We start from the raw sequence: 12,176 nt of genomic DNA, 5'->3' as shown, positions 1-12,176 counted from the left end.
GGGTCGGTCGGCAGTGCGCTTCACCTCTGCCGCTTCACTTCACGGTTCGATCCCTGCTCGCTTGCAAAATAGGCGCAGAACAGAGAACCAACGAACCATCCAATGGGCAGGCCAACGGGCAAGAACAAACCCAGTGAGACCCAGCGGGACACAAACCAGTCGACAGCGAGAAGAGGAAGCAATGGAAGGGCCACAGCTAAGACGGGGGGCCAACCCCAATCATCTGTCTTGTCCAGGTAGGCAAACACCACCGCAACAACCGACATTGCGTAAGCTTTCCAGATTTCGTATGCGCGATCCATATCCTCCCTCCCCAGAGCTCTAGTTACGATCCTGCCGAGGCGTCAAACACGCCAGCGCCAAGGCGATCATGCAGATACCAAAAAACACCCACGGCATTGCGCCATCGATTCGTAGTTGAACTGCGCCAAAAGCGCCGGCGGTGGGATCAGGCAGGTTGGCTGATATCTTCGTGATAGCACCAAAGCCGAGAACGAAGACGCCAATCAAGGCCAACGGCACATAAAAGCCCGTTAGCACGCATCGGACCAACGTCAACAGAGCGGCTACTGCCGCTGCGACGACTGCAGCAACCGGAAGCCCGTCTGTTAGGCGAATCCCGCCTTCCTGAAGGAAATAGAGCGTGACGGCAACGACGCCGCCGACATATAGGCCACAGCCAATCGCCCCAAAGGCATCAAACACCGACTTCGTTGGCGACGTCGCACTACCAGTTACTTGATTCATCCGAAGTTTCCTCCTTAAATGCCCGGCCGCCCGCGATATCGCTATCGCTTCGGGCTGTTCTCGAACTTGATGAAGAACAACCCAATGCAGCAGGGAATAGAGCCTACGATGAACATCAGGAAGCTCCCATTGAGCAGGTTCCTCCAGAACACACCGCGCACCTTGAGAGTTTCGGGCGGCACGTCGAACGCGCGAGGTCGCTGCCCTCGCTGTCTCGCCAACCTCTGATCCGCGTGCCACAACAGGACTGCCTGGACGGCGGCTGACACGTTATTCGCCCGAATCACGGCAGCGACTTCCGCAACCACGCCTGCCCACCATGCGACGCCCCCAAGGCCGTCCTTCGCAGTCTCTGGTATGCCCCAATGCCGGTAAACGGCCAAAAGCCGGGGATCTTGAACGACTTCAAACCCACACATATCGGCAGCGACCAATGCAACACCAAAAACCGCGCGTGACTTGACTATAACAAGCAAACAGTGTGTTTATCAATACGCGTTATGCGTATCCAAGGCAACTCACGGCCGCGCCAGTGGTCAGCGCCGACGAACGTCGCACTCGTTGTGCGCCTGCGACCGGGAATCCGTCGTAGAGTTTCCCGTCGAGCAAGCGACCCGCGGCCTTCTTCCCGACGCGCCCCATACAGTGCCTGTCATCAATTATGCCGTCGACAGAATCAGACCAGATGGGGTGTCCGACGTCTTCCCAGCGATCGCCCTTCCATTCCATCGTGGCGTATCGCGTGCTCTCCAAACTGTCGTCGATTCGCGCAGCGTTGAAATGATCCCACGGCAACCATTCACCCCACTGCTTAAACAGGAAGGCGACGCCGGCGGCTACGCATTGGTCCCTCAAGCTCCTTACCCAATCCGGGTGCGCTGGCCTTGCGTAGGGCCCGCTCTCGCAGCCAACGATCACCCAGTCGACGAAGTCACGCATCGCTGGGTTGTGAATCGGGTCGCTGACGTGGCCGGCGCACGTGCCGCAATACCCGACCTCCATCCGTTCGCCTTGGGCGAATCCGGTTTCGCAGTTCGGATAGCTCGGGGTCAGGAAGTCACTGATATCGACTGGGGCTAGTAGCGGCTCCATCGAAAGGAACCGGACGTATGCCGGCACCTCGAGCAACTTCGAGATGTCGCGATCCGCTTCTGCCTGATTGACAATGGTGGCACCGACGAAGACGTTCTCAGGGGGGGGTCCGGTACGCCATGCATCGATCCACTCGCGCAATGAACCCGCGTCAGCGATAGCGCCGGCGCCGCTGTTCCAAACGTAGTCGCTGGCTTCTGCCAGCCGCTTCTTGAAGTTGCCGATGCGCTTGGTCAGCAGGAGCCAATCTAGACTGGGCGTCCTGCGCACCAGGTCAAGCAGATCCACCAGCCATTCGATCGGCACTGCATTGTCTAGCCAATCTGAAAGACTCGCGCTGAACACCCGCTGCCGGCGCCCGTGCTCTTCATAGAACTGCGCGTGCTCTCGTTCCCAGCGCAGGGGCTGCTTCCAATTCTCAGCGGATGTCCGGTGACGCGGCTGCCTCGTGCCAAACTTCACGCCCAGCACGCGAACTGGCGTCGATACTTCCGCGTAGCAATGATCGCAGCCAGGGCTGACAGGCTCGCAACCGAGCCAGGCATTGAATGTATGGTCCGTCCACTCGATCTTGCTACCCTTGCTCATGGCTTCACCTTCTCGTCTGGGTCGTAACCAAACTCGCGGCAGATCGCTGCTGAGACCGTGCTACCCGTGCTGAAAAGCTGATGCACCAACACCCAACGTATCTCGCCTCGCCGCGGCGCGATCGCCCGCAGATTGCGCATCGCGCGCTCCAGCAAGTCACGTTCTTTGAAGGTGTTGTCCGCAAGTTTGATCATTGCGCTCTCCTGGGGGCGTTGGCGATCGTCAGCACCCGACGGCATGGACACAACTGGCGGCGTCCTCATAACGCGCGGCCGGCCGGCCTTTTCTTCTGGCCACCTGGCAAGGATGCGCTTGAGCTCGCGCGTGGCGGTTGCCCGTTTGCCATCGGAGTTCGATGGCAGTTCCTCCGCCAGCGTGCGGTTGCACGCAGCGCAATTCGCCGCGTAAGAGGTGGCTTCGCCGGTACCGCGCCCGCCGGCAGTCGGCATGATCTTGACTGTTTCCTTGCCTCCGCACTCCGGGCAATCAAAGCTCTCAAACGTGGACAAGACAGCCTCCATCTCCGCTATCGCGGGAATTGGACAGATCGGTGTCCCCCTGATGCACCGCGCTGCGGTGTAGCTGCAGCAACTCCCGAAGCGTCTTCTCGTTCGAGTCCCCTATTGCAACGGCATGTCCGGCTCTGTTGTCAGCCATTTCGACCCCGCGCATTCTTCGTTTCAATGGCGGCGCGACCCGCATCGGTCAGGCGAGCACGAACGTGCTGAATAGTCCCCAATGGCTCGTCCTGCTCCCATTCGATCAGACCCGCATCCTCGAGCTTTCCGACCATCACATAGGTCAAGCCGCCGCGACCAGGAGTCGAGTATGGGCCCGTGAAAAACTGGGCAGAGCGCCGGATCTCGCCTCCACGCCCGATGTGCTCAAGCCAGCCGCGCATGGCCGGCGTCACCTTGAGCTCAACTGGCGCAGCGCCTGAAGCAGGCGCCTCCAGATCGGGCGCCGGCGGCGGCGCAGCGCTGGGTTGATGAACACCTGTCGCCGACCCGCGCAGCGCCCACTCTGCTTTTTGAGCGGGGCCCATGGCGTGGCCGGGTTGGTCGTCTGGCAGTTCGTCAAGAGCATCAAGCGCATTGGACAGAGAATCGAAAGACCCGGCATCCACAACGTGACAACGCCGTTGTGCGACCACTTGCTCTTCCGAGTCGTCCATTGCGAGGTACGCACATCGGGCAACTTCGATCAGCTTGACTACGACTGGATGACTAGCGAGGCCACCCACGCGCTGGACGCTTGCGGGGGCCTCATAGACAATTCGCACTATGTTGGCTGCGTACTGAATGTTGTTTCGGTAGCTCTGCTCGGCCTGGTCAATCCATGAGCCGTCTGCCCTACGCAGTTGGTAGATCGGCTCCGGCGCAATGGCTTGCGATGCGAATAGGTCCGCCATTCCGCCCGACGCGCGCTCTCCGCCGTCGATCTCCATGGATAGCCAACGGGTATAAGTCTGCCGGCTTTCAGGGCGATAGTAGCCTTGGCCCGCCACCTCGTTGTAGAGCTTGCGCATGTCATAAAGCATATTGCGCTGCGCTTCTGCTGGGAGTATTCCAAAGCCGTGGTTCAGACAAGTTGCCATGCTGGCCAGGAGCGCGACATCTGGTTCTCCGGGAAGTGCCGTTGCGATGCTGACTGCTTCGAGCATGTCGAGAAAGTACACAAACACCCCGTGCGGATCTTCCTTCCCGTCCGCGTCGTACCGTTTGAAGGTGCGTTTGAGCCCGAGTTCTCCCGCCTGCGCCGTAGGCGCGCCGCTCGGCAAACGTGCCGCGGGCGCTCCGAAAGGCCCGGCCAGCATCGCCTGCTGAACAATGCCTTCCGCCCAGCTTTCCGACGAATCTGTATGCTCGACAATGGCGCCAACCAACACCGCCCTGAGATCCGCCAGCGCAGTGGGTGCCGGGGCTGCGCATCCGACCTTCTGCACGCTAACGCCGCCAATCTCGAACCTCAGCGCCCATTCCCACGCTTCACCTTCCCGCGCCCATTGCTCTTGCATGTCTTGCAGGGCGTCCTCCAGCGAATTCGTGCCGTCGTCCTGAGCGGCGTCCGTAGACCCGATCCATTCCGAGATCAGGAAAGCGCGCACGCCAGCCATGCCGACGACGATAGCCGCCGCAGGTAGATCGGTTTCGCCCCACGCTTTGCATAGATAGGTGTCGCCAGCGTGTTCCCCCGCCTCGCCGCTCTGGTGCCGGTGGGCCTGCAGCATGGCGGCAATCTCCATTTTCAGGTCAACGAGCTTTTCGACTGCGCGACGGTTCAGTGCGTAATTGTTCGATCCACGTGACCGGCCCACGTTGTCCGCAAGCCTGATAGCCTCAACGACCTTCTTGTAGATCGTCTCGCCATCCGCCTTCGCAGCGGGTGCCGTGGCGGCGCCAGAAGTGCATCTGCCGCACAAATAGCCATACCCATGCGTACACTGGCTATTCGCCGCAGGATCGCTCGCCGGTGCGACGGGTGCCGGGGCGGCATCGCACAACGGATGATGCTCGCCATCCCATCCACCCAAACGGCGGCACTGGCATTCGGTCTGCACTGGCGCGGGGTACTTCCTCAGCATGTCCAGCACGAATGCGGCGACCGTCGGCTTGCCGATCCGTTGCTGCTGGCTGTATGTTGCCCATGCCTGCGCAATCTCGGCCTCAGTCGGCGCTGGCGCGACGGGCGCGTTCTCGTGATACGGGATCAGCTTGAAGTCAGGGAGCTGCGCAACATGTTCGATCTCTGTCTCGATCATCTCCTGAACCGCCTTCTGACTGATGCGCCTGATGCCGTCATCCTTGTGCGGAATGTGAGCCAAGTGCTGTTGGAGGGTAAGCAACTGTTCCGTGAGGAGCGCACGAACGATTGCCGCCTTCCTGGTCTCGTAAGTTGCTTGCCCATCCGATTCACAGATCCGCGTAGCAACCAGGGAACGGATAGCCTCCATCATTCCGGGAAAGTCCAACGCCGCAACGAATAAGCGCCCTTCCTCACGCACGATCAGCCCGTGCGAAAGCCCAATCGCTTTGACCTCTTCTTCGCTCAGCACCCAGCCAGGTGCCGCGGCAGCGCTGGCTTCCGCTATCACTGTGCGAACTTCCTGGGAGACGGTGATATTGGCTTTGTCCAACGCGCCCACTAGCTCAGTCAACGTCGCCAGCACGCGCTTGCCAGGATGTGGCGAGGCCGAGCACTCGAAGATCTCGTGATCCCGCCAGCCCTCCCATTTGGCCTGCGTTTCCGCCCGGCCGAAATCGATCGACCCACCGCTGTGCGGGACGAAGTAGGAGTTCGGCCAGCCTTTTGCCTTATAGTGCCGCACGAAATCGGCCCGCATCCGTTCGATGCGGGCATCGATAGCTCGCTGCGCCTCCTGCGTGTCTCTGGTCTCAGTCATGTCAATCTGTGGTTCCTGCAGTGGGTGGGGGCCAGATCCGCCTTCACGTTGATGCTGACCCGGAGCTGCTTACTGTTTGGCTGGTACTTCCAACGCATGGACAAGCATCAGAAGCCGCTCACTGATATCACCTAGCGTGGTTGCTAGGTGGTGGTTGCCACCGAGGTTCGCTGCTGCGTCGGCTTCCATTGCGATCTGTGAAATGCGATCGCTTAGGGAGCGATCCATCGAGACCGCGGCTGGGACGTACTCTGGAAGCGGCGAGTGCTTCGGCTTTGCAGCCTGCTTCGCGCGAATCTTCTCGACGATGGTCCAGATCCTGGCCAGTTCAGTTTCGCCTGCCAGGTGCATGTCCGCGCCGCTTGCGAGGCACAGAGCAGCGAGAGTCACCATCACACCCCCGATCTCCTGTTTCAGTTCACCGGGCGGGCGGCCGAACGTGTAGTCGACCAGCTGATGGGCTTCGCTGCATGTCATGCCGTTGGCTTGTACGAGCTCGGTTGCCTCTTCATAGAAGCGATGGTTGCGCTCTGCGCGATCCGCGGCGATCTTCGCGCCGAAGCACTCGAGCATCCAGGGCTGAACACGCCATTGGAATGGCGCAAGGCGAATCGAGGCACCGAACGCGGCAACAAGCTCGCATAGATCCGCATACTCGTTCAGGAGCTTGACGACCATGCCGTGCCCGCCACCAAACCCGTTTCCGGAGTACGCCTCTGCCCAGTAGAGAATAGTCTCGGCCGGTTGCCCATCCCAAACGACTGGTGGTGGAGCGGCGGCGACAAACCCGGCACGGAAGGCCCTGCGATTCCCCGCCGACGGCTTGAGGCCCGATGCATTGAAGGCCTGCAGCATGGCGTCCCCTGCGCGTGGCGCCGGCTCTGGCGACTCTGCACGGATCTTCCCGGCGATGATCTTTGCGGCGCTTCGGAAAAGATGGTTGCGGCTTTGAGAGCAGGTGCTTTCCGCGATGTCCGCCGCACGGGCCAGCCCCGCGGCATACACCCCCGTCCCGTAGTGCGCGCATCCCACCTGCTCGCGCTCTTTGGCTTCCGTGGCATCTACCGGTATCGGACAATTGCTATGCGGCGCCGGAGTACCCGGCTCCGACAGCAGCATCCGGATGCGCTCGATGTTCCCCCGGTTCTCATTCGATCGCGCACGCATCCGATCCCGGACAACCTCGTCAGGTTCGCCGGCCAGCATTTCGTCCCAGGCAGATGCGCTACCCTCCAGAATCGCGATGACTTGCTCCGCAAACGCCGATCGCTCCTGGGCCAAATCGCTCCGGCCAGCAGTCGCCGGCGAGAACGCCTCGGCGCCGATGAACACCGCTTCAGGGGCATCAGGCCAATCGGCCCGAATTTCGTCGAAGTCGCCGTGCTGCCAGCAGCGCAAGAACGTAAGGCCTTCGTCGGCTTTGACGGCGTACGCAATGGCCGCTATCGCGGCGGACGAGCCGACGACTACTGGTGCTCGGGTCATGCTGATACCTCCTCGCCCTGTGTCTTCGTGGATTTGCCATAGAGGGCATTGAAAGCGTCGACATCACCGCGAGCGACATAGACGCTCTTGTCGCCAAACACGAAGGTTGCGCCGCCGTACTTCGCGCCGGGGAAGAGAAACTCCGCAAGACATCGCATTCCACCGCCAGGCTCGGTGGGTTCCAGCGTGGAACCGCAGATATGGACCCGCTTGATCGTCGCCTGCGGGTACTTCGCTAGTACGAGCTCGATCAGTGCTGATTCTGCGGCGGCACGGCCGCGGAACCACGCGCGGTGCTCCGCCTGACACGTTCGCGAGCAGAAGGCTCGTTGCCCCTCCGTGACAATCTCGAAGTCGTCGGGATCGAGGTCCTCGTCTGCCAGTGCGTCGAACATGTGCTGGCCCACCTCGCGCTCGCAGTGGCTGCATTGGATGGTCCAGCCGTTCTCGATCAGGGCAGAAGCCGGCACCGGGCCCGGAGCGTACTGGTCGAACTTCGGTGAGCGCTTGCAGTGCTCGACCGACTCGAAGTCCGTACCCATTTCTGCGGCGCCTTCCCGCCGAGCAACGACATTGGTGCTCGCAAAGCGAATCGCCCAGCCATCGTCACCGTCGTGGACCTCGAACGCGAGAAGTTTCTGTGGGACATCTTCCTGAATGGTGGTCATCTTCAAGCCTCCGGTGAATTCGCTGCGGTGTCCGGGCCCAGCGCGGCCCGCTTTGTGTTCGGGGACTCAAGGGAGAGGCAAACCCAACCCGGGAAAAGGCCGTATCCCGTCAGCACGTGCGAGACGACTCGCCAGATCTCCTGCCCTGTGAAGAGCACCGGTGCTCCGGTCTGCATTTCCGCAGCGGAGTAGACAGTCTCCTTGAGGAGCAGTACGTCACCTAGCCTGTAATCACGGTCGTCGAACCGGATCTCATGCGTCTTCCGCCCGTCCGCAACGGCGTTGAAGACTTCACTGTCACATTTCAGGGAGTGTTGGATGGGGCCTCGGGGTTGGGTCCGCGCTCGCTCGAGGGCATCGGCGGCTTCACGGTCCGACCAACTGCCCGTCAGGACCCCGTGCCAGTTAAAGCAGGCCGCGGACGTCGCGATGACATGGTGGAGGCGCTTATCGAGCGGGATGTCAGGCTGTTGCGCCTTGCCGGCGAGGTAACCCAGGAGCGCATACCAGTCCTCATTGGACTTGGCCATGTCGTGCGCAGGCCCCCAGCGCAATCGCTGGTGCATCGCCTCGTTGTACGAAGCGTGCACGAAGTGCGCCACTTCCGGGGTATTGATTCGACGATACGCGGCAGCGTCAACCGCATCCTTGCTCGAGTTCTCGATCAAGGCTCGTGCCCCAGCCAGTTCTTCCGCCAGGGCAATCACCCCGCTTTGCCATTCGGGCGGAAGATTGGCGGCATCGCGCCTGGTCGCATCCAAATCCACTGGACCCTGCACCGGCGCCGCTTGTTGACCACTATTCGCTACATTACACGTATGCATACGTTGAAAGGGGAATCAGTTAGCGGACTTAGGTAGTTTATCGGGACTGTGCGGCTAGTCAGAATCCAATGGCGGACCGAAGGCTCTCGAAGAACGACACCCGTGTTTCCTCTCGACCAAGGTATCTGTCGATAGCGATCTCGTATGGTTCCACAAGCAGGGCCTCGAGCTCCAAAACGTCTCGCTCCAGATTCGCTCGATGGCACGCGTTCCCCGCCAACGCATCCGGAATGTTGTGCGCCGCGTCGGCGACCATGAACAAGTGCTCTCGGCCCAACTCGTTCAGGTCCCGCGTGGAGAAGTGGCGGAGCCGGCAGAATGCCTGGTGCAAGGCCTCGCACGCACGCTTTTCGATCTCGGTCATCACGATGCCGGCTTCATGGGTTGCTGAGCGAGCTCGAAACTAATCGGACGGTGAGGTGCCGCTTCGCGTTGTGCCATTTCCATTATTCTCACTGCTCTCCTGGTATGCGAGCCCCGGCGATCACCGGCGCTCAGTTCAACTGTCGCAGCTGCTGCCCCGGCACCACCTTGAATGCGGCGCCATACGAAAGGGCTGTTCTGATCGCCAACAAGAGGGCCGCATCAGGCATTTCCGCCTGCAGTACCAGGACCGCTTCGCCGGACTCAAATTGCTCCCTGAGCACGTCTTGAATGTCTATTTCTCTCTTTGGCATTTCAGGTTGCGTAGCCGCAAGTCGCATGCTCGACCCGCCAGCCCGTCATGTTGTCTTGGATGGTCCGTCTGAGAACCAACTCGCATCTTTTGAATCCGTTGCCGTGCTCGGCGCTAACGTAGGCCTTGCTACCGGCGATCCGGACACTTTGCTTGATTGCGACCGGGTCGGTGCCGGTCACCTCGCTGATATAGGCCTGTGCCACCTCGCGTGCGGCGGATTCCGCCCCGAAATCAGGAAGTTCGATGCAGCCCGAAACGCCAAAGGCTGCCAGAGCGGCAACCAGGATATTGACCATGCTTGAGCACCCTCCGGTGAGACCCTCAGCCTAAGCGCCGCCCCTGGTGATCACTTCTTGCCGACGACGCTGGATAGAATCGTATCAGCAATGCTTCCCGCGACCGCCCCGGCTTCCTTCACAGCAGAGATCGCCTTTTGCTCCAGGTTGAACTGGCGCGTCAATGCTGTCACTTCACATCGCACCAGATCGCGCTTCATGGCACGCACTTTGTTTGCGTAGCTTTCCGCAAAGATCGATCTGGACCAGTCCCAGTCAATGGCGCCCGGAGCGGCTTCCCACGGAGAGCTCTTCCCGGTGATGCGGTTGGACTCACCATTGAATGCGTCGACGGCCGCACCGACCAGAACCTCAAGGCCTAGTACGCCTGGGCCAAGTGCTATCTTCTCTCCGGTCGTAAGGCTCCTCCTGTCTGCACGGAGGTTCCCGTCAATCTCCGACTGCGTCGGCGGGTCGCCAAAAATGTTGATCTCGATGGTCATCTTCTGCCACTCAGATGGTTAGGCGTGAGAGGTTGCGCTTTGGATGGCGATGCCGAGGTCGCGAATGCGGTTCAGCAGGGCCACAGGAACACGGATGGTTTCACATCCATGCGAATCGGTCGTCGTCCATTCCTTGCTGTCCGCATACTGCTTGCGCGACTGTGCCGCGAAGTCCACGACAGTATTGATGAGGTCAGCAGTGTCGTTGTCGATGTGCGTTGCCATTGCGCGATTCCTTACGTGTCGATTGTGTGTACTTGGACTACAGTCGTTGTTGGTTTGCCTCACGCGGGCCACGCACCGCAACCTTGCAGCGACCTACTCTTCCGTCTTTTCCCTTGTTTAGCAGCATGCATTTCAGCGGCTGCCGAGCACTATCAAGGAGAGGAGAATTCCAGACGGAGCACGGCTCAGCGTGTGAGCAGGGTGCCAACAATCGCCGCGCCTACCGCACCGGTGAAGCTAAGTGGCTTGTCTTTCGGAATCGCGCCAACGCCGGTTGCAATGTGATGCAGTAACTCGTTCTGCTCGCGAAGCATGCCTACTTGCATAGCCATGAGCCTGTCTTGTGGAGACGGCTCCAGGATGCCGACCGCCTCACAGATGCGCTTGATGCCTTCCTCGTACGCCGTTTGTTTTGCCGACTTGTTCAACTCTTCGAGAAAGTCGAGCATCTGCCCTCGTGTCGGTTTCGTCCTCAGTAGCGCAGACAACCGTGCGGTCAATGCTAGAGATCCATCGCAAAGCTCCCGCGCTCGTGCAATTTGGTCTTGTCCTGCCGGATTTTTTGCCAGTTCTTGCGGTTTCATGTCACGTCAGGATGAATGTGTGGACCAGATGCGCAGCACCGATAGTCAATACAACGCTTGCCACGGTTACCGCCAACGCGAGCAGCACAACCGAGTTTCGGCGATAGAACTCCATGGCGTACTTTTTCATGGTTGATTGCTCTCGAGGTCTCGCATTACAGGGCCGCAATGCCCTCTTCCGCCATGCTCGCACGTACCTCGGCCAACTCCCGCTTCGCAGTAGCCAGATCCGAGCGCAGCTCCGGTACCGGAATGACACTGCCTTCAGCAAGCTTGCGTTGCAGGCTCTCGATCCTGGCGATGCAGGCTTCTTCCCTGTGGCGAAGCTCAGCTTCCTTGGTAACGAACTGGGGGAACTTCGAACGTCCCGACTCTGCACTCATCGCCGCAATCCTGAAAATAGATTAATAACACGTATGTATAATACGTGAGTGGTAAATGTTGTCAAGCCGATAAGCTTCACTCAGGCTGAGACACTCCGCCGGCGGGCCGCGCTCCTTGTCGGACGCGGGGCGTTCGGATGCAGATCCGCATCCTCCTTCTGGATCACCACCATGCCCTTGTCGACGAACGTGTTGATCTCGGAGAACATCCGCCTCTGCACCATGCGAGAAAGGCCGATGCCGCCATCGACACCCAGGCCATCCTGCCACTGGCGGTCCGCGTCGACCGCAACCGCCCATTCACGCAGCACTGCGCGAGCTGCCGGAACAGTGCCGCGGATCTTCGCAAAGATCTCGAAGAGGTCTGGGTCCACGGAAACCGAGCTGCGCTTCTTGCGCCCGTCGACTTCGCGGGTGTACTTGATGCGGATGAAATCGTCTTTGGCCATGGCCCGCTCCCTTGCGCGGTCTCTTCTGGATTCTGGTGGTTGACCGGCCGCCGTCAGGCACCGGCCAGAGCGGGCTCTTCCGCCTGCGCCGTCTGCGGCAGAGCGGCGACCAAGGCAGTGAGCTCACCCAGCTTGGCGAGGACCTCGTCACGGGTATTGCCCGCCATCAGCAAACCCGTGTAGTTCCCTGCTCGTCCGAACTCGAGCAAAACGGCACCGGTTTCCTGTTGCACCACGTCGATGGTGACTCCGTTGGACATACTGACTTGTC

At 60.4% G+C, this 12,176-nt stretch carries 18 protein-coding genes; all 18 read right to left on the bottom strand.

Annotated features, from left to right (window positions below; genetic code table 11):
• Nucleotides 1–20 precede the first annotated feature (20 nt).
• On the bottom strand, nt 21–302 hold the full coding sequence (locus tag GA566_RS30180) for a hypothetical protein (RefSeq protein ID WP_017511140.1): 282 nt from the start codon (nt 300–302) through the stop codon (nt 21–23).
• Between the two features lie 19 nt (nt 303–321).
• Nucleotides 322–747 carry a hypothetical protein gene (locus tag GA566_RS30175; RefSeq protein WP_017511139.1) on the bottom strand — a complete coding sequence of 142 codons (426 nt, stop codon included), beginning with the start codon at nt 745–747 and terminating at the stop codon, nt 322–324.
• 498 nt (nt 748–1,245) lie between these two features.
• A complete protein-coding gene (locus tag GA566_RS30170; RefSeq protein WP_017511137.1) occupies nt 1,246–2,427 on the bottom strand; it encodes a phage Gp37/Gp68 family protein in 1,182 nt (393 codons plus the stop codon).
• Entirely contained in the window at nt 2,424–2,936 is a 513-nt protein-coding gene (locus tag GA566_RS33095; RefSeq protein ID WP_200876317.1) for a hypothetical protein, read from the bottom strand. Before GA566_RS33095 ends, GA566_RS30170 begins: the two co-directional genes overlap by 4 nt.
• Before the next feature lie 140 nt (nt 2,937–3,076).
• On the bottom strand, nt 3,077–5,830 hold the full coding sequence (locus tag GA566_RS33090) for a hypothetical protein (RefSeq protein ID WP_017511134.1): 2,754 nt from the start codon (nt 5,828–5,830) through the stop codon (nt 3,077–3,079).
• A gap of 69 nt (nt 5,831–5,899) precedes the next feature.
• Nucleotides 5,900–7,315 (bottom strand): hypothetical protein, encoded by a 1,416-nt coding sequence (locus tag GA566_RS33460; protein WP_017511133.1) that lies wholly within the window; start codon nt 7,313–7,315, stop codon nt 5,900–5,902.
• Nucleotides 7,312–7,983: a hypothetical protein gene (locus GA566_RS30155; RefSeq protein ID WP_017511132.1), complete on the bottom strand. Its 672-nt coding sequence runs from the start codon at nt 7,981–7,983 to the stop codon at nt 7,312–7,314. Before GA566_RS30155 ends, GA566_RS33460 begins: the two co-directional genes overlap by 4 nt.
• Before the next feature lie 2 nt (nt 7,984–7,985).
• Entirely contained in the window at nt 7,986–8,750 is a 765-nt protein-coding gene (locus GA566_RS30150; protein ID WP_200876318.1) for a DUF3850 domain-containing protein, read from the bottom strand.
• A gap of 115 nt (nt 8,751–8,865) precedes the next feature.
• Entirely contained in the window at nt 8,866–9,171 is a 306-nt protein-coding gene (locus GA566_RS30145; RefSeq protein WP_017511130.1) for a hypothetical protein, read from the bottom strand.
• A 130-nt stretch (nt 9,172–9,301) separates the two neighbouring features.
• Nucleotides 9,302–9,484, bottom strand: a complete 183-nt coding sequence (locus GA566_RS30140; protein ID WP_017511129.1) for a hypothetical protein — start codon at nt 9,482–9,484, stop codon at nt 9,302–9,304.
• Between the two features lies 1 nt (nt 9,485).
• A complete protein-coding gene (locus GA566_RS30135; RefSeq protein ID WP_017511128.1) occupies nt 9,486–9,782 on the bottom strand; it encodes a hypothetical protein in 297 nt (98 codons plus the stop codon).
• A 50-nt stretch (nt 9,783–9,832) separates the two neighbouring features.
• A complete protein-coding gene (locus GA566_RS30130) occupies nt 9,833–10,264 on the bottom strand; it encodes a hypothetical protein (RefSeq protein WP_017511127.1) in 432 nt (143 codons plus the stop codon).
• Between the two features lie 18 nt (nt 10,265–10,282).
• Entirely contained in the window at nt 10,283–10,489 is a 207-nt protein-coding gene (locus GA566_RS30125; RefSeq protein WP_017511126.1) for a hypothetical protein, read from the bottom strand.
• Between the two features lie 185 nt (nt 10,490–10,674).
• Nucleotides 10,675–10,938, bottom strand: a complete 264-nt coding sequence (locus GA566_RS30120) for a hypothetical protein (protein WP_011229296.1) — start codon at nt 10,936–10,938, stop codon at nt 10,675–10,677.
• Nucleotides 10,939–11,074: 136 nt separating this feature from the next.
• Nucleotides 11,075–11,203: a hypothetical protein gene (locus GA566_RS33605; protein ID WP_017511125.1), complete on the bottom strand. Its 129-nt coding sequence runs from the start codon at nt 11,201–11,203 to the stop codon at nt 11,075–11,077.
• 25 nt (nt 11,204–11,228) lie between these two features.
• Nucleotides 11,229–11,456 carry a hypothetical protein gene (locus GA566_RS30115; protein WP_017511124.1) on the bottom strand — a complete coding sequence of 76 codons (228 nt, stop codon included), beginning with the start codon at nt 11,454–11,456 and terminating at the stop codon, nt 11,229–11,231.
• An 80-nt stretch (nt 11,457–11,536) separates the two neighbouring features.
• The gene (locus GA566_RS30110; RefSeq protein WP_011229295.1) at nt 11,537–11,905 is read right to left on the bottom strand and encodes a hypothetical protein; all 369 of its coding nucleotides are present in this window, start codon (nt 11,903–11,905) and stop codon (nt 11,537–11,539) included.
• Nucleotides 11,906–11,958: 53 nt separating this feature from the next.
• Nucleotides 11,959–12,165 (bottom strand): hypothetical protein, encoded by a 207-nt coding sequence (locus GA566_RS33085; protein WP_175582404.1) that lies wholly within the window; start codon nt 12,163–12,165, stop codon nt 11,959–11,961.
• Nucleotides 12,166–12,176: the final 11 nt, after the last annotated feature.

It is taken from the genome of Cupriavidus sp. SW-Y-13 (genome assembly GCF_009793345.1).
In the GTDB taxonomy this organism is placed as follows: domain Bacteria; phylum Pseudomonadota; class Gammaproteobacteria; order Burkholderiales; family Burkholderiaceae; genus Cupriavidus.
This window is presented reverse-complemented; position numbering and strand designations above follow the sequence as displayed.

Excerpts from the sequence above, each read along its gene's own strand:
- GA566_RS30180 (WP_017511140.1), bottom strand. The coding sequence starts at position 302 with ATGGATCGCGCATACGAAATCTGGAAAGCTTACGCAATGTCGGTTGTT.
- GA566_RS30175 (WP_017511139.1), bottom strand. The coding sequence starts at position 747 with ATGAATCAAGTAACTGGTAGTGCGACGTCGCCAACGAAGTCGGTGTTT.
- GA566_RS30170 (WP_017511137.1), bottom strand. The coding sequence starts at position 2,427 with ATGAGCAAGGGTAGCAAGATCGAGTGGACGGACCATACATTCAATGCC.
- GA566_RS33090 (WP_017511134.1), bottom strand. The coding sequence starts at position 5,830 with ATGACTGAGACCAGAGACACGCAGGAGGCGCAGCGAGCTATCGATGCC.
- GA566_RS33460 (WP_017511133.1), bottom strand. The coding sequence starts at position 7,315 with ATGACCCGAGCACCAGTAGTCGTCGGCTCGTCCGCCGCGATAGCGGCC.
- GA566_RS30155 (WP_017511132.1), bottom strand. The coding sequence starts at position 7,983 with ATGACCACCATTCAGGAAGATGTCCCACAGAAACTTCTCGCGTTCGAG.
- GA566_RS30145 (WP_017511130.1), bottom strand. The coding sequence starts at position 9,171 with ATGACCGAGATCGAAAAGCGTGCGTGCGAGGCCTTGCACCAGGCATTC.
- GA566_RS30140 (WP_017511129.1), bottom strand. The coding sequence starts at position 9,484 with ATGCCAAAGAGAGAAATAGACATTCAAGACGTGCTCAGGGAGCAATTT.
- GA566_RS30135 (WP_017511128.1), bottom strand. The coding sequence starts at position 9,782 with ATGGTCAATATCCTGGTTGCCGCTCTGGCAGCCTTTGGCGTTTCGGGC.
- GA566_RS30130 (WP_017511127.1), bottom strand. The coding sequence starts at position 10,264 with ATGACCATCGAGATCAACATTTTTGGCGACCCGCCGACGCAGTCGGAG.
- GA566_RS30125 (WP_017511126.1), bottom strand. The coding sequence starts at position 10,489 with ATGGCAACGCACATCGACAACGACACTGCTGACCTCATCAATACTGTC.
- GA566_RS30120 (WP_011229296.1), bottom strand. The coding sequence starts at position 10,938 with ATGCTCGACTTTCTCGAAGAGTTGAACAAGTCGGCAAAACAAACGGCG.
- GA566_RS33605 (WP_017511125.1), bottom strand. The coding sequence starts at position 11,203 with ATGAAAAAGTACGCCATGGAGTTCTATCGCCGAAACTCGGTTGTGCTG.
- GA566_RS30115 (WP_017511124.1), bottom strand. The coding sequence starts at position 11,456 with ATGAGTGCAGAGTCGGGACGTTCGAAGTTCCCCCAGTTCGTTACCAAG.
- GA566_RS30110 (WP_011229295.1), bottom strand. The coding sequence starts at position 11,905 with ATGGCCAAAGACGATTTCATCCGCATCAAGTACACCCGCGAAGTCGAC.
- GA566_RS33085 (WP_175582404.1), bottom strand. The coding sequence starts at position 12,165 with ATGTCCAACGGAGTCACCATCGACGTGGTGCAACAGGAAACCGGTGCC.